Origin of the sequence: Paenibacillus tianmuensis (assembly GCF_900100345.1) — a bacterium.
Classification (GTDB): Bacteria; Bacillota; Bacilli; order Paenibacillales; family NBRC-103111; genus Paenibacillus_G; species Paenibacillus_G tianmuensis.
Map to the genome: position 1 here is coordinate 131,418 of NZ_FMTT01000009.1, position 19,095 is coordinate 150,512.

The window sequence follows — 19,095 nt, forward strand, 5'->3', positions numbered from 1 at the left end:
TATACGAACCCCGGGAGGGTTGCGCAATGGAACAGACGACGAAAAAGAACGATCAGGAAAAATTGCTTGAGCAGGTGCACAAAAAAGTGAGTGAAATTGCTGCGGACATCGAAAGGACGCAAATTGCCGACTACGTTCTGCTCATGAACAGCCCGGTCCGCCTGATCTGGACCAACCTGATTGCCGGGATTTCACGCGGCGTAGGCATTGCGATCGGATTTACCATGTTCGCTTCTACCATCCTGTATCTGCTTCAGGCGCTAAACGTGTTAAATTTGCCTATTATCGGGGATTATATTGCCGATATTGTCAAGCATGTGCAGTACCAATTGGAAGGAAGAAGAACGTACTAGCTCATAGCCTTACGGGAACCGGTTTTCGGCCTCTTCCTCGGGTTCGAGCAAACCGTCTCCTTCGCCGCTACGTATATAATGTTGGTACGCCTTATTGCGGACAACCGTGACCTGACGGCCGTACATGTCAGTGGCAAGGAAGCTTTCTAACGGTTCGACGTATCCTTCGGCTTCGTCGGCTTCGATCTGCATCTCGTTGTAGCTGTCGGACTCGTTCGGATCGTCGGCCATCGCCGGCGTATTGGACGTTCCCCAGCTTTCGACGATTTGCCAGGCGTCTTCGCCGTCGAACTGCGTCTGTCCCTCGCGTTCGTCGAGACTTGTTCTTCCGAACGGCGGGTCAAGAAATTTTTCTTCCGCGGGACGGCGTTGGGACATATCGGGATCGGGTACATGCTCCACGCAGTATGCGGTTGTAGGGACGGCTTCCAGCCGTTCGTTCGGAATCGGCTTCCCGCATACCCGGCAAATGCCGTATTCCCCCGATTCCATGCGCGTGAGAGCCTCGTTGATGTCGGTAAGCTGGTGCTCGGCATTTTCGTGAAGAGCGATATCTTTGCCGCGCTCGTACATCTCGGTACCCAGGTCGGCCGGATGGTTATCGTAATTGGAAAGCTCTCCGGTCTGGTCACGCATGGAATCGCCGAGTCCCATATGCTCGCGCGATTCCAAATGCCGCTCCAGCCACTGCTTTTCTTCCGTCAGCTTGGCTTTGAGCGTTTGGAGCTGCTGCCCGGTAAGCGGACCGGATGAACCGGATTCGAACGGAAGGTTTGTCAAGAAAAGCGCCTCCTTTTGATTAAAGCAAGCATGTATCGTTATTTTTCGCGCTGCCCGTTGTTTTTAGCTAGGTAAATGTATGCAGGTTGTCAGCAAGCCCATTAAGGAGTTGTTATCTTGAGATATTACATTTACGCTTTCATCGTTCTCCTGTTGGACCAGGTTACCAAATGGCTTATCGTAAGCCGGTTGGAGCTGGGGGAATCGCGCTCGGTTATCGGCGAGTTTTTCCAAATCACTTCTCATCGGAACGCTGGAGCAGCTTTCGGTATTTTGCAAAATCAGCGCTGGTTTTTCCTGGTCATTACCGTTTTTGTAGCGGTTGGGGTGATCTGGTATTTGCAGAAAACGCGCAAAGAAGGCAAGAAGCTGCTGCCTTTTGCTCTGAGTTTGTTACTTGGAGGGGCGCTCGGCAATTTTATCGACCGTGCGCTGTTTGGCGAAGTGGTGGATTTTCTCGATTTTCACTTCCGTTTCAGTTTCTTCGGTATCCCGGTGAACTATCCGTTTCCGATCTTTAACGTTGCCGATTCTGCGATCGTCGTCGGTGTCGCCTTGATCTTCGTGGAATCGCTGATCAGCTGGCGCCAGGAATCGAAACAAAACGCCGCCAACAAGCTGGAAAGCGGGGATGCGCAATCATGAATGTGACCGAGCAAGGATGGTCGGAGCAGGATCAGCGATTCGAATGGACGGCCGAGCCGGAAGACGCCGGGGAACGAATCGATAAGTTCATCACGGAAGCGCTGGAGGAAGAAGTGTCCCGCACGCAAGTGCAGCAGTGGATCAAGGACGGCTGCGTGAAGGTTGACGGCCGCGCAGTGAAGCCGAATTACAAGCTTTCCGAAGGAGATGCCATGACGCTGGTCATGCCCGAGCCGGAAGAGCTGGTGCTTACGCCGGAACCGATTCCGCTGGACGTTGTGTATGAAGATTCGGACGTAATTGTCGTAAACAAGCCGCGGGGCATGGTCGTGCACCCGGCACCCGGACACTACAGCGGAACGCTTGTCAATGCGCTTCTGTATCATTGCAAGGATTTGTCCGGCATTAACGGCGTCGTTCGGCCCGGCATCGTTCATCGTATCGATAAGGATACGTCGGGTCTGCTGATGGCTGCGAAAAATGATCTGGCTCATTCGGGGCTGGCTGCCCAATTGAAGGCCCATACGGTCAACCGTAAATATTTTGCCCTTGTGCATGGCAATGTTCCACACGAGAACGGCACTGTCGATGCGCCGATTGGACGCGATCCGAAAGATCGGAAGCTGTATACCGTCACCGAACGGAACAGCAAGCATGCGGTAACGCATTTTCTTGTAGTCGAGAGGTTCGGCGATTACACGCTGTTGGAGTTGAAGCTGGAGACGGGGCGCACGCATCAAATTCGGGTGCACATGAAGTTTATCGGACATCCACTTGTGGGAGATCCGGCGTATGGTCCTTCCAAAAATAAAGGGGTCTTGATGGAGGGACAAGCGCTTCACGCGGCCGTGCTCGGATTCGAGCATCCGCGTTCGGGACAGCAGCTGCAGTTCGAAGCGCCGATTCCGGACGATATGCAGCGGGTTCTGGAAGTGCTAAGAACAAGGTAAGGAGCATGGGGGAACATTATGGAACAGCTTGAGCGCTTAATCAATCCGAGTGTCAAGGAGATTCAAATCTCCGGTATCCGGAAAATTTCCAATTTGGTTGCGAATTATAAAGACGCCCTCACGTTGACAATCGGCCAGCCTGATTTTCCAACGCCGGACCACATTATGCGCGCGGCCGAGCGGGCCATCGAAGAGCAGCGGACGACCTATACGCCGAATCCGGGTCTACCGGAGCTGCGGCAGGCTGCAGCGGCGTTCATCGAACGCAAATACGGGCTCAGCTATTCCGGGCTGGAAGAAGTGCTCGTTACCGTAGGCGCGAGTCAGGCGTTGGACATTACGCTTCGCACGATTTTGGAGCCGGGAAGCGAAGTGATTTTGCCGGGTCCAATCTACCCGGGCTATGAGCCGCTCATTCGCCTGTGCGGCGGCGTGCCGGTGTATGCGGATACCCGCGGCACCGGCTTCATGCTGACGGCGGAAGTGCTGGAGCCGTACTTGACCGACAAGACGCGGTGCGTCATTCTGGCCTATCCGTCCAATCCTACCGGCCGGGTGATGAGCGCGGAGGAGCTTGCCGACATCGCCCGGCTGCTCGAATCGCGCAAGCTGTTCGTCATTTCCGACGAAATCTACAGCGAGTTGATCTACGACGGGCCTCATCGTTCCATTGCCTCCCTGCCTGGGATGCTGGAGCGTACTATCGTCATTAACGGATTGTCGAAATCGCACTCGATGACGGGCTGGCGAATCGGCTTTACTTTTGCCCCGGCGTATTTGACGCAGCACATGGTGAAGGTACACCAATACAACGTTACTTGCGCAAGCTCCATCAGCCAGTATGCGGCCATCGAAGCGCTGACGGTGGGAATCGACGATGCGCTACCGATGAGAGCCGAATACGTGAAACGGCGGGACTTCGTCTATGACCGGCTCGTCGAGATGGGCTTCGAGCTGGAGAAGCCGGAGGGAGCGTTTTATTTGTTCCCTTCTATAGAGCGCTTTGGTTTATCATCTATGGATTTTGCCATGAAGTTGCTGGACGAACAACGGGTAGCTGTCGTGCCCGGGGATGCGTTCTCTGCGCTTGGGGAAGGCTATATCCGCTTATCGTACGCTTATTCGATGGACGTTTTAGAGCGGGCCATGGAACGATTGAAGGTATTTGTAAGCGGCCTGTAGGTAAAAATAAAAGCTTCTCATTCCGGTTTTTTGTGTGACAGAACCGGGACGAGAAGCTTTTTCGTTAAATTGTTATTGTTCGCTTTTCCAAGTAAGGAAGCGGCTCATCAGATCGATGGCCAAGTCGATAGCGCGTTCGTCTGGCTCAAGCTTCGCATGATGCAGTCCGTAAGGGGTCCCGACGCCGAGCCAGAACATAAATCCGGGGATCGCTTCGAGAAAATAACCGAAGTCTTCCCCTGTCATCGCTTCGGTACATTCGATCAATTGAAGGGGAACCGAATGGTCCGTATCTCGAACCCAGTTCATAAATTGGCCCGTCACGTCCGCTTCGTTAAACACCTGCCTGTAATTGGCGCCGTAGTCAATCTCGGCCTTGCAGGCGAAAGCCGTCTCCATTCCGGCGACGAGCGCCTCGATCCGGGACTTGACGAGCGCCATCGTTTCGGCCGAGAGTGACCGTATCGTTCCTTCCAGGCGGGCCGTCTCGGCGATAATATTCTGCTTTGTCCCGCCGTCGATTTTGCCGATCGTAATGACTGCCGAATCAAGCGGATTGATATTGCGGGAAATGACGGTTTGCAGTTGTCCCACAAGCTGGCACGCGGTTATGACCATATCGTTCGCGTTGTGTGGGAAAGCCGCGTGCCCGCCTTTGCCCGTTAAGGTGATGAACAGCTCGGACGTATTGGCGAACAAAATGCCCGGTTTGGTAGCCACGGTGCCTACCGGATATTCCGGCGCGATATGCAAGGCGAAGATTTCGTCGGGCATCCAGTCCCGGAGATCCTCGCATTCGAGCATCGGCTTCGCGCCTCCCGGTCCTTCTTCCGCAGGCTGAAAAATAAAGGTCAGATTATCGCGGATCGGCTGCTGTGCAAAATGAGTCAGGATGCCGAGGCCGATGGACATATGCAGGTCGTGCCCGCAGGCATGCATGAAGCCGGGATGCTCCGAACGGAAATCGTACCCGGTATCTTCTGTGATCGGCAATCCGTCGATGTCGGCGCGGTAGCCGAACCGACGCTTGGGCGCGGTTCCTTTCACATTCACGATAATGCCGGTTCGCCAAATGCGGACTTCGAGCCGCTCCTGCGGCAAGGATGCGATGTAATCCAGCAAATACCGCTGGGTCTTAAACTCTTGAAACCCGAGCTCCGGAATTTTATGCAAATCTCTGCGAATTTGTACAAAGCGGCTCGGGTTGACGGCTATGGACATGGCAGCAATGCCTCCTTAGGCAGAGAATGAAGAGAAAGGCCCGGCGTCAGATCGCCGAGCCTTGAATGCGCCGAATTACAAGTTGCGCAGGTCTTTCAAAATTTCCGTTTTCGACTTCGTTTTGTCGTCCACTTTTTTGATGACGCGGGCAGGGGTACCGGCAACGACGCTGAACTCCGGCACGTCTTCAACAACGACTGCGCCTGCAGCGACGACGGAACCTTGTCCGACGCGCACGCCTTCGAGAATAACGGCGTTAGCTCCGACGAGCACGTCGTCTTCAATCACGACCGGTTGAGCGGAAGGCGGCTCGATTACGCCCGCGAGGACAGCGCCTGCTCCGATGTGGCACATTTTGCCGACTTTTACGCGGCCGCCGAGAATGGCGTTCATATCGATCATCGTGCCTTCGCCGATGGTTACGCCGATGTTGATCACGGCTCCCATCATGATGATCGCGTTGTCGCCGATGCCAACCATGTCGCGGATGATCGCGCCCGGTTCGATGCGGGCATTGACATTTTTGAGGTCCAGCAGCGGTACTGCGGAATTGCGGCGGTCATTTTCCACCACGTAGTCTTCGATTTTGCCGGCTTCCGCGTCCAGCACGCTTTTTACTTCCGCCCAATCGCCGAACAGCACGCCGCTCTTGCCGGAGATGAACGCTTGAATATGGTCTCCGAAGGAGATGGATTCCAGATCGCCTTTGACGTATACTTTAACCGGAGTCTTTTTCTTGCTTGTTTTAATGAGATTAATGACATCTTCTGTATTCATTTCGATCGACATAAATGGGATTCCAGCTCCTTATGTAGTGATACCGTGAACGAAAAACGGGCATGATCCGTTGTCCCGAAGATCACGAACTACATCTTTTATAGCATAAAACGCATGCCCTAGCAATCCTTGGCCGGTCGAACCGGGTGCGATTAGGGTGTGATTCGTAGAGTATTGACATCGGGTGTCGAACATGGCATAATGCTTGTAACTGAATAGCACCTTTAAAATCAGTCCCGTGAGGCTGGCAAGGTGAACGACGAATCGAACGGTCCAATCGGATGCGCCCGACGGCATAGATGCCGGTGAGGTGTGTCCGTCCCGGTGTGACCTGTTCTGTTCCTGTGTGCGCAAACCTTGCTGATACGGCAAGGTTTTTTTGTGGTCAAAATCGCGAAAGCTTTGGTGAAGGAGGTTGCCTGACCGATGGAGTCTACTGAGCATGTGTTAATGGATGAAACCGCGATACGGCGGGCTCTGACGCGTATTGCCCATGAGATTTTGGAGAAAAACAAGGGCTTCGAAAACTGCATGCTAATCGGTATCCGGACACGGGGGATTCACCTTGCGAAGCGGGTGGCTGACCGAATCCGCGAGATCGAGGGCATACCCGCTCCCATTGGCGAAGTGGATGTGACCAAATACCGGGACGACCGAAGCGGCTTGCTGGAAACGACCGTATCGGGAGCCCGGGAAGATGCGCCGGGAAGCGAACAGGTGAACGATCGTCTGGAGGTTCACAACAAAAAGCTCATTTTGTTCGATGACGTGCTGTTCACGGGACGCACCGTAAGGGCAGCCATGGATGCCCTGATGGATCTCGGCCGGCCGCAAATGATTCAATTGGCGGTGCTGGTGGACCGGGGGCACAGGGAACTGCCGATTCGTCCGGACTTCGTAGGGAAAAACATTCCGACGTCCCGGCTCGAAAGCATCGAGGTACAGGTAAATGAAGTGGATGGGGTGGATCAAGTCGTCATCACAGGACAGAGGAGGCCAAACGAATGACACAGCTTCAAGTACAGTCGGAAAAACATTTGCTAGGCACCAAAGGACTTAGCGCCGGAGAACTGAACGCGATCCTTGATCGTGCCGCCCACTGGGAACAGCATCCGGTAAAAGTGACGAACCAGCTACAAGGGCGTTTTGTCGCCAACATGTTTTTTGAGAACAGCACAAGAACGAGATTCTCCTTCGAGGTTGCGGAAAAAAGGCTCGGAGCGGAAGTACTCAACTTCGCGGCAGCCGTCTCCAGCGTACAGAAGGGTGAATCGATCTACGATACGGTGCGAACGCTCGAATCGATGGGCATCGACGCCGGCGTCATCCGTATGAAGCCCAACGGGCTGCTGGCCGAGCTGGCGCAAAAAATCAAAGTCCCGCTGATCAACGCGGGCGACGGCAACAACGAGCATCCGACGCAGGCGCTGCTCGATCTATATACGATGCGCAAGGAGTTCGGCGAAATCCGTGGCCTTCATGTGGTGATCGTCGGAGATATCCAGCACAGCCGCGTGGCGCGCTCAAACTTGTGGGCGCTGCAAACGCTGGGAGCCAAAGTAAGCTTCTGCGCGCCGCCGGTCATGCAGGCCGCCGAGCTTGCGGAGCATGCGCCTTACATCTCATTTGACGAGGCGCTGAAAGCCGACGTGGTCATGATGCTGCGCGTGCAGCTCGAACGGCACGAAGGCTCGCTGTTCGGCTCGGCAGAGGAATATCGCGCCGCGTACGGATTGACGGCAGAACGCGCCGCCCGCATGGCGCCGCACGCGATCATCATGCATCCGGCTCCGTTCAACCGGAATGTGGAAATCGACGATGAGCTGGTGGAATGCGAGAAATCGAAAATCTTTACGCAAATGAGCCATGGCGTGCCGATCCGGATGGCGGTTATCGAGCGGGCGCTTAGCTAAACCGAATCCTGACCTACTACTAAGATGAAACGAAGCGGAGGTTCCCATGGGAATTTGGATACTGAATGCCAGCCTGGCGGCTGGGGGCAATGAAGTGACGAAAAAGCACGTGTTCGCGAATGGTGAGCGCATCGAGCAAATCGTCGATGCAGGGGAGGCTTTGCCGGATACGGCCGGACATACGGTCATCGACGCCCAAGGCAAGCTGCTGGCCCCCGGACTTATCGACATGCACGTGCATCTGCGCGAACCGGGCTTCGAATATAAGGAAGATATCGCGTCGGGTGCCCGTTCCGCGGCGCGCGGCGGTTTCACAACGATCGCCTGCATGCCGAATACGCGGCCTGTCATCGATACGGTAGAAACGGTCCAATACGTACTGAACAAGGCTCAAACCGAAGGGATCGTGCGCGTGCTGCCTTACGGCTGCATCACGAAAAACGAGCTCGGCCGCGAGCTCACGGACTTCGATGCTTTGAAGGAAGCTGGAGTCATCGGCTACACGGATGACGGGGTCGGCGTGCAAAGTGCACAAATGATGAAGGATGCGATGGCCAAAGCGGCGTCGATCGGGATGCCGATTATTGCGCACTGCGAGGACAACACGCTGGTCGAAGGAGCAGCCGTTAGCGAAGGAGCGTTCGCTCGCAAGCACGGACTCAAAGGAATCCCGAACGAATCCGAAGCGATTCACGTCGGCCGTGACATTTTGCTGGCTGAAGCGACAGGGGTACACTACCATGTGTGCCACGTCAGCACGGAGCAGTCGGTTCGCCTGATCCGTCAAGCGAAGCAGATCGGCATCAAAGTAACTGCCGAAGTGTGCCCGCACCACCTGCTGCTGTCCGACGAAGACATTCCGGGGATGGATGCGAACTGGAAAATGAACCCGCCGCTGCGCACACCGCTCGATGTGCAGGCCTGCATCGAGGGTCTTGTCGACGGTACGATCGACATCGTGGTCACCGACCATGCTCCGCACAGCGAGGAAGAGAAAGCGCGCGGCATGCAGCTTGCCCCGTTCGGTATCGTCGGCTTCGAGACGGCCTTCCCGCTCTTGTACACGAAGTTCGTCGCAACGGGCCAATGGACGCTGGAGTTTCTGCTCGATAAAATGACCAAGCTGCCGGCGCAAGTGTTCGGACTTCCTTGGGGAACGATCGAGGTTGGCAAAGCCGCCGACCTGACGCTGATCGACCTCGAAACGGAGAAGAAGGTCAACCCGGCAGAATTCCTCTCCAAGGGACGCAACACGCCGTTCACCGGCTGGAGCTTGAAAGGCTGGCCGACCTTAACCATCGTCGGCGGCAACGTCGTCTGGTCCGAGTAGGAAAAGCGAGTAGACGTTCGCCAAGAGGGGAATCTACAGTTAGGAAAAATAAAGGAACAGAGTTCCTTATTTATAGAAGTTGAAAGAACAGCTTGATTGGGTCGCACACCGCTGCGCGCAGCACCGTAAAGCGTGTCCGGCCGGCCGGACAAACGCGATCCCCCGTCGCAGCTCCTTCAAAGCTACGTACCCCCTTGTGCGACAACTTGAGGGGTCCAGGGGCAGCGCCCTTGGGGTCCCCCTTTGAAAAGGGGGATTTAGGGGGATTAAAATACCACATAGGGAGATGACAGCAGATGCAGGCAAGATTGTTGTTGGAAGACGGTACGCTGTTTACCGGCAAAGCATTCGGAAGCACAGGCGACTCGGTTGGCGAAGTCGTGTTCAATACAGGCATTACAGGATACCAGGAGGTATTGTCCGATCCGTCCTACTGCGGCCAAATCGTAACTATGACGTATCCGCTGATCGGAAACTACGGCATCACGCGCGACGATTTCGAATCGATCCGCCCGTTCATTCACGGATTCGTCGTTCGCGAGCACGAAATGGTGCCTAGCAACTGGAGAGCCGAGTACTCGCTGGACAGCTTGCTTAAAGAATACGGCATTATCGGCATCAGCGGCATCGATACCCGGATGCTGACTCGCCGCATCCGTCACCACGGCGTCATGAAAGGCATTCTGACCACCTCCGAAAAGCGTGTGGAAGAGCTGCTGGAGCAGCTTAAAGCATCGCCGCTTATGACCGATCAAGTGTCCCGCGTATCTACAAAAAGTGTGTTCAGCGCACCGGGCACGAAAGAGCGCGTCGTTCTCGTCGATTTCGGCTCCAAGAGCGGCATTCTGCGCGACTTGACCAAGCGCGGCTGCGACGTCGTCGTCGTTCCGCAGGACACGACCGCGGACCAAGTCCGCCGGCTGGCGCCGGACGGCATTCTGCTGTCCAACGGCCCCGGGGACCCGAAAGACGTGCCGCATGCGGCAAAAATGATTGCCGAGCTGCTCGGCGAATTCCCGATCTTCGGCATCTGCCTCGGGCATCAATTGTTCGCTTTGGCGGGTGGCGCCGATACGGAAAAGCTGAAATTCGGCCATCGCGGCGGCAACCACCCGGTAAAAGACTTGATTACGGGCCGTTGCTACATCACATCGCAAAACCATGGCTACACCGTAAAAGAAGAGTCGATCGCCGGCACAGATTTGGAAGTGACTCATATCAACAACAACGACAAGACGATCGAAGGGCTGCGCCACAAAAAATATCCGGCTTTTTCCGTTCAGTATCACCCGGAAGCAGCGCCGGGACCGTTCGATTCGAGCTACTTGTTCGATGACTTCCTGCAGCTGATCCGCGACCATAAGCAAAACAACCCGCAGCTTCCGCGTCAGGCGCAGATCGCAGCGGCATACAAAGCGGGCAGCACGGCCGTATCCGCATCGAAAGGGGAGCTCCACTATGCCGAAAAATAATAACATCAAAAAAATTCTCGTGATCGGCTCCGGTCCGATCGTCATCGGACAAGCAGCGGAATTCGATTATGCAGGTACGCAAGCTTGCCAAGCTCTGAAAGAAGAAGGCTTCGAGGTCGTTCTGATCAACAGCAATCCGGCGACGATCATGACCGATACGAACATGGCCGATAAAGTATATATCGAGCCGATTACGCTCGACTTCGTCAGCCAAATCATCCGCCAAGAGCGTCCGGACGGCTTGCTGCCGACCCTCGGGGGACAGACCGGCCTCAATATGGCGGTTGAACTGGCGCGCGCCGGCGTGCTGGAGCGGGAGAACGTGAAGCTGCTCGGTACTCAGCTGACGGCAATCGAGAAAGCGGAAGACCGCGATTTGTTCCGTGATCTGATGCGCGAATTGGAACAGCCGGTACCGGAGAGCACGATCGTCACGACGGTGCAGGAAGCGCTCGATTTTGCGAATGAAATCGGCTACCCGATTATCGTACGTCCCGCGTACACGCTGGGCGGCACGGGCGGCGGTATCTGCGCCACCGAGGAAGAGCTCCTGGAAACTGTTTCCTCCGGTATTCGCTACAGCCCGATCGGCCAATGTCTGATCGAGAAAAGCATCGCCGGCATGAAAGAAGTCGAGTACGAAGTGATGCGCGACGCGAACGACAACTGCATCGTCGTGTGTAACATGGAAAACTTCGATCCGGTTGGCGTTCATACGGGCGACAGCATCGTCGTAGCGCCGAGCCAGACGCTGTCGGACCGGGAATACCAAATGCTGCGTTCCGCATCGCTCAAAATCATCCGCGCCTTGAACATCGAAGGCGGATGCAACGTGCAGTTTGCGCTGGACCCGCACAGCTATCAATATTACGTCATCGAAGTGAATCCGCGGGTTAGCCGCTCGTCGGCGCTCGCTTCCAAGGCAACCGGCTACCCGATTGCCAAAATGGCAGCCAAAATCGCGATCGGCTATACGCTCGACGAAATCGTCAACCCGGTAACGGGTCAGACTTACGCTTGTTTCGAGCCGACGCTGGACTATATCGTATCCAAAATTCCGCGCTGGCCGTTCGATAAATTTACGGCGGCAAACCGCAAGCTTGGCACACAAATGAAAGCGACGGGCGAGGTCATGGCCATCGGCCGCACGTTCGAGGAGTCGATTCAAAAAGCGGTCCGCTCCCTTGAAATCGGCGTGCACCGTCTGTACTTGAAAGAGGCGGAGACGCTGGATCAAGAAACACTTGAGCTGCGGCTTGTGAAGCCTGACGACGAGCGGATCTTCCTGATCGCCGAAGCGCTCCGCCGCGGATACAGCGTACAGCAATTGCAGGACTTGACCAAGGTGGACTGGTGGTTCCTGCACAAGCTGGAAGGCTTGATTGCCTTCGAAGCCGAGCTGCTGCAGCCGGAGCTGAGCGAAGAGCTGCTCCGCGAAGCGAAGCGCAAAGGCTTCACCGACCGCGCCATTGCCGAGCTGCGCCGTCAAGCCGACAAAGGGCTGAGCTTGACGCAGGAAGCCGACGTTCGCGCATATCGGATCGGCTTGGGATTGAAGCCGGTCTACAAAATGGTTGACACCTGCGCCGCGGAGTTCGAAGCGACGACGCCTTACTACTACTCGACCTACGAGACGGAAGACGAAGTCAAGGAAACGACGAAGCAAAAGGTCGTCGTGCTCGGCTCCGGTCCGATCCGGATCGGTCAAGGGATCGAGTTCGACTACTCGACCGTGCATGCGGTATGGGCGATCCAAAAGGCCGGCTATGAAGCCGTTATTATTAACAACAACCCGGAGACGGTGTCTACGGACTTTAATACATCGGACCGGCTGTACTTCGAGCCGCTGTTCTTCGAGGACGTCATGAACGTCATCGAACGCGAGCAGCCGATCGGCGTTATTGTCCAATTCGGCGGACAAACGGCGATCAACCTGGCTGCACCGCTTACGAAGGCAGGCGTGCGCATCCTTGGCACGGATTTGGAGAACATCGACGCGGCTGAAGACCGCAAAAAATTCGAAGCGCTGCTGCGTCAGATTGACATCGCACAGCCGCCGGGTGGTACGGTCACCTCGGTGGACGAGGCTGTCGGCATGGCCTCCCGCTTCGGGTATCCGGTGCTTGTTCGTCCGTCGTATGTCCTTGGCGGCCGTGCAATGGAAATCGTCTACTCCGACGAAGAATTGCTCAGCTACATGGAATACGCGGTCAAAATCAATCCGGAGCATCCGGTTCTCATCGACCGTTACATGCTCGGCAAAGAAGTCGAAGTCGATGCGATCTGCGATAAAGAAACGGTACTGATCCCGGGCATTATGGAGCACGTAGAGCGGGCCGGCGTTCACTCCGGCGACTCCATCGCGGTATATCCGCCGCAGACGGTATCCGCCGAGCTGAAACAAAAAATTATCGACATTACGACTAGAATCGCCAGAGGGCTGCAGGTCGTCGGTCTCGTCAACATCCAGTTCGTCATCTATCAAGACGAAGTGTATGTGATCGAAGTCAACCCGCGCTCCTCGCGTACGGTTCCTTTCCTTAGCAAAGTGACGAAAATTCCGATGGCCAACGCTGCAACCCGTGTCATTATGGGCGAAAAGCTGGCCGATATGGGTTACCAAACGGGCTTGTGGCCGGAAGACGAGTTCGTATCCGTCAAAGTGCCGGTCTTCTCCTTCGCGAAGCTGCGCCGTGTCGATACGACGCTCGGACCGGAGATGAAATCGACGGGCGAAGTGATGGGCCGCGACAAAACGTTTGCCAAAGCGCTGTATAAAGGCCTGATCGGCTCCGGCATGAAAATTCCGCCGACAGGCGCGATCATCGCTACGATTGCCGATAAAGACAAAGAGGAAGCGATGGAAATCTTCCGCGGCTTCGATAGACTGGGCTATCGCATCGTCGCTACGGGCGGAACGGCACAGGCCTTGGAGGACGCCGGTCTTCAAGTGACCCGCGTCAACAAGCTGAGCGAAGGCTCGCCGAACATCCTCGACCTGATCCGCAACGGCGAAGCGCACTTCGTCGTCAACACGCTAACGAAAGGCAAGACGCCGGAACGTGACGGCTTCCGGATTCGCCGCGAAGCGGTGGAGAACGGCATCGTCTGCATGACCTCGCTGGATACGGTTAGCGCGCTGCTGCACGTGTTGGAGTCCATCTACTTCCAATCCACGGCCATGCCCGCGAATCACGCATAACAACCATTGCATTAGCACAGCGTTCCGCTCCTTGCGGAAATGCTGTGCTAATCCCTTGATTAGGCCTTCTACGAGCGGTCAGATTTATCCGATTTTAAAGAAAAGGGGCGGTAACTTGTGTCTACCAACTTAGCGGCGGCGAAGCGCATCATGGTCGCGCTCGATTACGCCGAGGCGAAGCAGGCGGAGTCGCTGGTCCGGTCGCTGGAAGGCATTCCGTGTTATTTGAAGGTGGGAATGCAGCTGTTTTACAGCGCTGGTCCGGCATTCGTACAAATGCTTAAAGAAAAAGGCTATAACGTCTTTCTCGATCTCAAAATGCACGATATTCCGAATACCGTCAAGGGCGGCGCGGAAAGCATCACGAAGCTTGGCGTAGACATGTTCAATATGCACGTAGCGGGCGGAAAGCAGATGATGGAGGCGGCGATGGAAGGCGTGGACAAAGCGCTTCAAGGCGCAGCCGCTTCGAAGCCGATCGTCATCGGCGTTACGCAGCTTACCAGCACAAGCCAGGCGGTCATGAACGAAGAAATCGGCATCGAAGGTACGGTAGAGGATGCGGTGTTCCGGTATGCCCGATTGACGCAAGCCGCCGGTCTTCACGGTGTGGTAGCCTCTCCGCTGGAGGTCGTTCGAATTAAAGAGACGTGCGGAAGCGGCTTTGTGACCGTAACGCCGGGCATCCGACCTGCAGGAGCGGACATCGGTGACCAATCCCGCGTCATGACGCCGGAACAGGCGTTTGCTCAAGGGACGGACTATATTGTCATTGGCCGTCCAATCACAGCCGCGCCGGACCCGAGAGCGGCGCTGGAAGCGATTATCGCCTCCGTTTAACCAGCGTGCGAAGGTTCATTATTTAGATAAGACACCCTTTTAAGGAGATGAACTTGAATGACACCCCCATCGATTCGTATAAATCCGGAGCTGGCCGGGCAAATAGCCGCCGACCTGCTCGCGATCGGCGCCGTGGCGCTTCGTCCGCAGCAGCCGTTTACTTGGACGTCCGGCCTGAAATCGCCGATCTATTGCGACAACCGGCTCACCATTTCGTTTCCCGAGATTCGCGAACGGATCGCCGAAGGCTTCGTTACGCTTATCCGCGACAATTTCCCGGATGCCGAAGTCATTGCGGGAGCGGCAACCGGAGGCATTCCGCATGCGGCTTGGGTAGCCCAGAAGCTCGGTTTGCCGATGGTTTACGTACGCGACAAGGCAAAGGGTCACGGGAAGGAAAACCTGATCGAAGGCTTGATTAAGCCCGGTCAGAAGACGGTGGTCATCGAGGATTTGATCTCGACGGGCGGCAGCTCGCTTAAGGTGGCCTTGGCCGTCAATGAAGCCGGGGCGCAGGCTCTTGGGGTGCTCGGCATCTTCTCGTATCAGTTTGAGAAGGCGCGAGAAGCCTTTGCCGGATCAGGCATTCCTTTTGAGACGCTGACGAATTACTCGGTACTGCTTGACGTCTCTTTTCAGAACGGCAGCATTCAGGAACAGGATTTGCAGGCGTTGAAGGCATGGCGTGAAAATCCGAGCGAATACGGCAAAGCCTAAAAAGAATTTTTGGCATTCGAATTCTTCCGCTACGGTAAAGGGAAGGGCTCGGATGCTTTTCTTTTTTTACCGGGTGATACAATATAAGGCTGATTCCTGTCTTATGTATAGCTGCAGCTGAAAGGAGAACATCACATTGGAACATCCGGATTCCGATTATTTCCGTCATATATTTTATAAGCATTACCCGTCGGTGCGCCGAAAATTAATCGCGCTGGTCCGCGACGAGGCAGCCGCCGAGGATTTGGCACAGGAAGTATTCCTGCGTCTATACCGCAATCCGCCGGACAATCCACAGTTGGTCGGCGCTTGGCTTCATCGGGTATTGACCCGGATTGCCTACGATCATATGTCAAAGCGTGCCCGCGAACGGGCGCTTCAAGAGAAGCAGGAGCTTCATCTGCGGGTAACGGAGCAGGAAGGCAAGTCGAACGAGGAGACGGTATTGGAGCAGTTTGAGCACGAGGAATTGCGCGGATGGCTGGACCAGCTTTCGGAACGGGACCGGCAGGCGCTGCTGCTTCGCTTCTCAGGCTACAGCTATGCTGAGATCGCCGAGAAGCTTCAAATTCGCACACCGCTTGTAGGCACGCTTATCCACCGAGCGACCGCCCGATTGAAACGGCATGCGGAATTGCAAACTCAAGTTGAATAGGAGGGCCACGGCATATGACTGAGTCATTTGTGAGAAAAAATTCCGATCCTACGAATGCCGCTTGGGAGAAGCTCCAGCAGCGGCTTGCTTCGGAACCGAAGTCGCTCCGTTGGGAGCAGTGGGCGAAAGAAGCCGATAATATCAAACCGTCGACGGCAGAAGCCGGGGATACAGAATCGTTACAATCGATCGCTATATCCGATAATCGTCCGTTGCCTGTTTTGGAACCGGACAGGACAACGGCGGAGACGCCTATAGCTCATCCGTTCGTCCGTTGGATCAGAAGACGGAGCAAGAGGGTGGCTGCTGTGGCCGTAGTGCTGGTACTGGCCGCTTTCCTTAACACGCCAATCGGTAACGAAGCGTTGGCTTCCATATTGAATAAATTTCGAATGCAGGAAATGACGGTTGTTCAGGAAAACGAACTCCGGATGTTATTGAACAGCGCTTTTAACGACGGGCAAACGAAAGAGAACATCAACAAACTTGGCACATTCACGAATACGGCCGGCAAAATAGACGGAATTATCATAGCCAACAAAGCTTCCGAGGTTTTGGGGCGCAGCATCGTCATTCCGAAGGACCACCCCGTAGAGCAGGAGGTTTACATTAGCCCTTCCAAGACGATAACGTTCAAGTTAAACGTTGACGAAGTGAACAAGGCAATGTCCAGACTTGGGGCAAAGCAGACGCTGCCTAAATCCATTGATGGTAAACCGATTACGCTTGAAACGGGTGAGACGGTCAACATGAATGTGAAAAACGGCAACGGCAACGGCAACTACTTCCTGGAACAACAGCCGATCCCTGTCGTATCCGTCGATCCGTCGATTCCGGTGGCTGAAGCGCTGCAAGCTGTTTTGCAATTCCCGCTGCTGCCGGATCATTTGAAGGACAGCTTGCAGAACGTGGATCTGCTTACGACCGGAAACGTGCCGCTGCCTATTATCACGAATCGGCCTACCGAGAAGGTCAAAGTGGGAAGCACGGATGTGCTGATCATGACGGAATCTACGGACAAGGGACAGAAGTACTCTGCCTTGTGGATAAATCAAGGTCAATTCTTTGAGCTAAATAGCGCCTATTTCACCGATCGCGAAGCGCTGCTTGGCAAAGTGAAGGAGCTGATCGGCCCTTGACCAGACAAGCCATTACAGCGCATGAGCTGACGAAAGATTACGGCAACGGCCGCGGCTGCCGCAGCATTACGATTACCGTAGGGGAAGGGGAAGCCTTTGGCTTCCTCGGCCCGAACGGGGCGGGCAAGAGCACCTTTGTGAAAATGCTCGTCGGCTTGATTCGGCCGACGCAGGGCCATGGTGCGATTTTCGGCCTTCCGATCGGCTCGTTGGAAGCAAGAAGGCATTTTGGCTACTTGCCGGAGTTGTACTGGTATCAGGAATGGCTCAGTGGCGAAGAAGTGATTTGGCTCCATGCCCGGCTATGCGGGGTTGAAGCTTCCGAGGCGAAGCGGCGTATACCGGAACTGCTCGACCTCGTCGGGCTCGGGCTGCGAGGCAAAGACCGGGTGAAGAGGTACTCCAAAGGAATGCAGCAGCGGCTTGGATTGGCTTGCGCTCTGGTGAGTGACCCGCCCATCGTTTTTTTGGACGAGCCGGCCTCTGCGCTTGATCCCTTGGGCCGCAGAGACGTACGAGAATTGCTCCGGCTGATGAAGGCGCGGGGTAAAACGATTTTTCTCAACTCGCACCTGTTGGAGGACGTGGAGCTGCTGTGCGACCGCGTCGCGTTGCTGAATAACGGTCAAATTCTGCAGGTTGGCACCGTAGCCGACGTGCTGCACGAGACATCCCGCTGGCACCTTCGTGTCGGCGGGTTTGCGCCGTTTTTGCTGGCATGGCTTCAGGAAGCTTCGGGCTTGACCGTGCGTCTTCTTGCCCATAGGGAAGGGACGGCAGTGGAAGAAGACGCGGTCTGGCTGGAAGCGGAGCTGGAGGATGAAGAGCAGATCGGCTGGTTGAACTCGCTTGTCATTGAGCAGGGGATGACGCTGTACGAAGTAAAGAAAGCAAAAACGAAGCTGGACGAATGGTTCGTCAGCTCCGTTGCCGGACGGAGCCACAGGGGGGAACGTGAATGATCACCATCATCGGCTCGACTTGGAAGGAACTGCTGCGCAAGCGGGTCATGCTGCTGACACTGCTGATGACCGTTATTTTCTTGTTCGCCTTCTGGTTTGTTGCCAAAACCATCGGTGCAAGCTTGCATGACGGCACCTATAATCCGTCGGACATGCAATATATAATTGCCGTTTACGAACGTAGCACGATGATCTTGTCGGTCGGCTTTTTTTTCGGTTCGTTCGTCATTGCTTTTTTATCCATTTTTAGCTCGTTCTCCGTGATTGCAGGGGAAGCCGAGCAGGGGGTACTGCAGGCGTTAATGACTCGGCCATTATCCCGTTTATCCTGGTATATGGGTCGATGGATCGGATTTGTCAGTTGGGGAATCGGTTATGCGGCGCTGCTTTTTATATCGATTCTGCTGGTATCTTGGGCTCATGCCGGTATTCCCGGAGATATCGTGTCGCTAATGCGTTCGTCCGCTTTGTTTATTTTCGTTGTGCCGCTGCTTGTATCTTTATCGATGCTGGGCTCTTGCCATTTTTCCTCCACGGGGAACGGCGTGTTGATGACGATGCTCTACGGGGCGGGATGGCTCGGGGGCATGATCGAAAAAGTGGCAGGCTCGATCCAAATCGAGCAAAATATAGCCATTAAGCCGCTGCTGACCATCGCAGGAATCATGTCGATTGTCATGCCGGCCGATTCACTGCAAAACCGGATGCAAGCGGAGCTGTTTGCTGTGAATGAGCTTCAAGGACTGGTCAATCTTAAAAGTCTTTTCAGTATTTTCGGTGTCGGCCAAGTGCCGTCAAACGCCTTTCTAATGTACAGTGCCGGATATATGCTTATAATGCTGCTGCTCGGCTTATGGTCGTTTCGGAGAAAAGACTTATGATCTGTACGCGCCCCCCAAAAAAGCCCGTCTGCGCCATTCATCGCTTGTTTTGCGATGAGCGGGTAGACGGGCTTTT

The 19,095-nt window shown here is 55.2% G+C and carries 18 protein-coding genes; 15 read left to right on the plus strand and 3 right to left on the minus strand.

Annotation, left to right across the window (positions count from 1 at the left end; translation table 11 throughout):
- Positions 1–26: 26 nt before the first annotated feature.
- Entirely contained in the window at positions 27–353 is a 327-nt protein-coding gene (locus BLO51_RS08910; RefSeq protein ID WP_090669981.1) for a DUF5665 domain-containing protein, read from the plus strand.
- Positions 354–362: 9 nt separating this feature from the next.
- Here BLO51_RS08910 and BLO51_RS08915 read toward each other — a convergent pair whose 3' ends face one another.
- Positions 363–1,133 carry a TraR/DksA C4-type zinc finger protein gene (locus tag BLO51_RS08915; RefSeq protein WP_090669984.1) on the minus strand — a complete coding sequence of 257 codons (771 nt, stop codon included), beginning with the start codon at positions 1,131–1,133 and terminating at the stop codon, positions 363–365.
- Between the two features lie 117 nt (positions 1,134–1,250).
- Here BLO51_RS08915 and lspA point away from each other — a divergent pair, with 117 nt between their 5' ends.
- The 3 genes from lspA to BLO51_RS08930 are packed head-to-tail and all read left to right on the plus strand — an operon-like array spanning position 1,251 to position 3,910.
- Positions 1,251–1,778: a signal peptidase II gene (gene lspA, locus BLO51_RS08920; RefSeq protein ID WP_090669990.1), complete on the plus strand. Its 528-nt coding sequence runs from the start codon at positions 1,251–1,253 to the stop codon at positions 1,776–1,778.
- Complete coding sequence (locus BLO51_RS08925) at positions 1,775–2,728, plus strand: RluA family pseudouridine synthase (protein ID WP_090669993.1); 954 nt, start codon at positions 1,775–1,777, stop codon at positions 2,726–2,728. The genes lspA and BLO51_RS08925 overlap by 4 nt, the downstream gene beginning before the upstream one ends.
- A gap of 18 nt (positions 2,729–2,746) precedes the next feature.
- Positions 2,747–3,910, plus strand: coding sequence for an aminotransferase A (locus tag BLO51_RS08930; protein ID WP_090669996.1), 1,164 nt, complete (start codon positions 2,747–2,749; stop codon positions 3,908–3,910).
- A gap of 72 nt (positions 3,911–3,982) precedes the next feature.
- Here the strand turns inward: BLO51_RS08930 and BLO51_RS08935 are convergent, their stop codons facing one another.
- Both BLO51_RS08935 and dapD read right to left on the minus strand, forming a co-directional pair.
- Positions 3,983–5,131, minus strand: coding sequence for an N-acetyldiaminopimelate deacetylase (locus BLO51_RS08935; RefSeq protein WP_090669999.1), 1,149 nt, complete (start codon positions 5,129–5,131; stop codon positions 3,983–3,985).
- A gap of 75 nt (positions 5,132–5,206) precedes the next feature.
- Positions 5,207–5,920 carry a 2,3,4,5-tetrahydropyridine-2,6-dicarboxylate N-acetyltransferase gene (gene dapD / locus BLO51_RS08940; protein WP_090670002.1) on the minus strand — a complete coding sequence of 238 codons (714 nt, stop codon included), beginning with the start codon at positions 5,918–5,920 and terminating at the stop codon, positions 5,207–5,209.
- Positions 5,921–6,334: 414 nt separating this feature from the next.
- On the opposite strand from dapD, the gene pyrR reads away from it, so the two are divergent.
- The 11 genes from pyrR (at position 6,335) to BLO51_RS08995 (ending at position 19,019) form a co-directional block, all read left to right on the plus strand.
- Positions 6,335–6,916, plus strand: a complete 582-nt coding sequence (gene pyrR / locus BLO51_RS08945) for a bifunctional pyr operon transcriptional regulator/uracil phosphoribosyltransferase PyrR (protein ID WP_090670003.1) — start codon at positions 6,335–6,337, stop codon at positions 6,914–6,916.
- Positions 6,913–7,821, plus strand: coding sequence for an aspartate carbamoyltransferase catalytic subunit (locus BLO51_RS08950; RefSeq protein WP_090670004.1), 909 nt, complete (start codon positions 6,913–6,915; stop codon positions 7,819–7,821). Before pyrR ends, BLO51_RS08950 begins: the two co-directional genes overlap by 4 nt.
- A 46-nt stretch (positions 7,822–7,867) precedes the next feature.
- The gene (locus BLO51_RS08955) at positions 7,868–9,151 is read left to right on the plus strand and encodes a dihydroorotase (RefSeq protein ID WP_090670007.1); all 1,284 of its coding nucleotides are present in this window, start codon (positions 7,868–7,870) and stop codon (positions 9,149–9,151) included.
- Positions 9,152–9,447: 296 nt separating this feature from the next.
- Positions 9,448–10,623 (plus strand): glutamine-hydrolyzing carbamoyl-phosphate synthase small subunit, encoded by a 1,176-nt coding sequence (carA, locus tag BLO51_RS08960; RefSeq protein WP_090670010.1) that lies wholly within the window; start codon positions 9,448–9,450, stop codon positions 10,621–10,623.
- A complete protein-coding gene (gene carB, locus BLO51_RS08965) occupies positions 10,610–13,825 on the plus strand; it encodes a carbamoyl-phosphate synthase large subunit (RefSeq protein ID WP_090670014.1) in 3,216 nt (1,071 codons plus the stop codon). The genes carA and carB overlap by 14 nt, the downstream gene beginning before the upstream one ends.
- A gap of 117 nt (positions 13,826–13,942) precedes the next feature.
- Positions 13,943–14,665 (plus strand): orotidine-5'-phosphate decarboxylase, encoded by a 723-nt coding sequence (pyrF, locus tag BLO51_RS08970; protein ID WP_281180334.1) that lies wholly within the window; start codon positions 13,943–13,945, stop codon positions 14,663–14,665.
- 57 nt (positions 14,666–14,722) lie between these two features.
- Positions 14,723–15,382, plus strand: coding sequence for an orotate phosphoribosyltransferase (gene pyrE / locus BLO51_RS08975; RefSeq protein ID WP_090670017.1), 660 nt, complete (start codon positions 14,723–14,725; stop codon positions 15,380–15,382).
- Positions 15,383–15,518: 136 nt separating this feature from the next.
- The gene (locus tag BLO51_RS08980) at positions 15,519–16,037 is read left to right on the plus strand and encodes a sigma-70 family RNA polymerase sigma factor (RefSeq protein WP_090670019.1); all 519 of its coding nucleotides are present in this window, start codon (positions 15,519–15,521) and stop codon (positions 16,035–16,037) included.
- A gap of 14 nt (positions 16,038–16,051) precedes the next feature.
- Complete coding sequence (locus BLO51_RS08985) at positions 16,052–17,176, plus strand: hypothetical protein (protein ID WP_090670022.1); 1,125 nt, start codon at positions 16,052–16,054, stop codon at positions 17,174–17,176.
- Complete coding sequence (locus BLO51_RS08990) at positions 17,173–18,138, plus strand: ABC transporter ATP-binding protein (protein ID WP_090670025.1); 966 nt, start codon at positions 17,173–17,175, stop codon at positions 18,136–18,138. The genes BLO51_RS08985 and BLO51_RS08990 overlap by 4 nt, the downstream gene beginning before the upstream one ends.
- Positions 18,135–19,019, plus strand: coding sequence for an ABC transporter permease (locus tag BLO51_RS08995; protein ID WP_090670027.1), 885 nt, complete (start codon positions 18,135–18,137; stop codon positions 19,017–19,019). Before BLO51_RS08990 ends, BLO51_RS08995 begins: the two co-directional genes overlap by 4 nt.
- Positions 19,020–19,095: the final 76 nt, after the last annotated feature.

What these genes read in the sequence shown, in the direction of transcription:
- BLO51_RS08995 (WP_090670027.1), top strand. Translation starts at nt 18,135, where the DNA reads ATGATCACCATCATCGGCTCGACTTGGAAGGAACTGCTGCGCAAGCGG.
- BLO51_RS08910 (WP_090669981.1), top strand. Translation starts at nt 27, where the DNA reads ATGGAACAGACGACGAAAAAGAACGATCAGGAAAAATTGCTTGAGCAG.
- carB (WP_090670014.1), top strand. Translation starts at nt 10,610, where the DNA reads ATGCCGAAAAATAATAACATCAAAAAAATTCTCGTGATCGGCTCCGGT.
- BLO51_RS08930 (WP_090669996.1), top strand. Translation starts at nt 2,747, where the DNA reads ATGGAACAGCTTGAGCGCTTAATCAATCCGAGTGTCAAGGAGATTCAA.
- carA (WP_090670010.1), top strand. Translation starts at nt 9,448, where the DNA reads ATGCAGGCAAGATTGTTGTTGGAAGACGGTACGCTGTTTACCGGCAAA.
- BLO51_RS08950 (WP_090670004.1), top strand. Translation starts at nt 6,913, where the DNA reads ATGACACAGCTTCAAGTACAGTCGGAAAAACATTTGCTAGGCACCAAA.
- BLO51_RS08985 (WP_090670022.1), top strand. Translation starts at nt 16,052, where the DNA reads ATGACTGAGTCATTTGTGAGAAAAAATTCCGATCCTACGAATGCCGCT.
- pyrE (WP_090670017.1), top strand. Translation starts at nt 14,723, where the DNA reads ATGACACCCCCATCGATTCGTATAAATCCGGAGCTGGCCGGGCAAATA.
- pyrR (WP_090670003.1), top strand. Translation starts at nt 6,335, where the DNA reads ATGGAGTCTACTGAGCATGTGTTAATGGATGAAACCGCGATACGGCGG.
- BLO51_RS08925 (WP_090669993.1), top strand. Translation starts at nt 1,775, where the DNA reads ATGAATGTGACCGAGCAAGGATGGTCGGAGCAGGATCAGCGATTCGAA.
- dapD (WP_090670002.1), bottom strand. Translation starts at nt 5,920, where the DNA reads ATGTCGATCGAAATGAATACAGAAGATGTCATTAATCTCATTAAAACA.
- BLO51_RS08935 (WP_090669999.1), bottom strand. Translation starts at nt 5,131, where the DNA reads ATGTCCATAGCCGTCAACCCGAGCCGCTTTGTACAAATTCGCAGAGAT.
- BLO51_RS08955 (WP_090670007.1), top strand. Translation starts at nt 7,868, where the DNA reads ATGGGAATTTGGATACTGAATGCCAGCCTGGCGGCTGGGGGCAATGAA.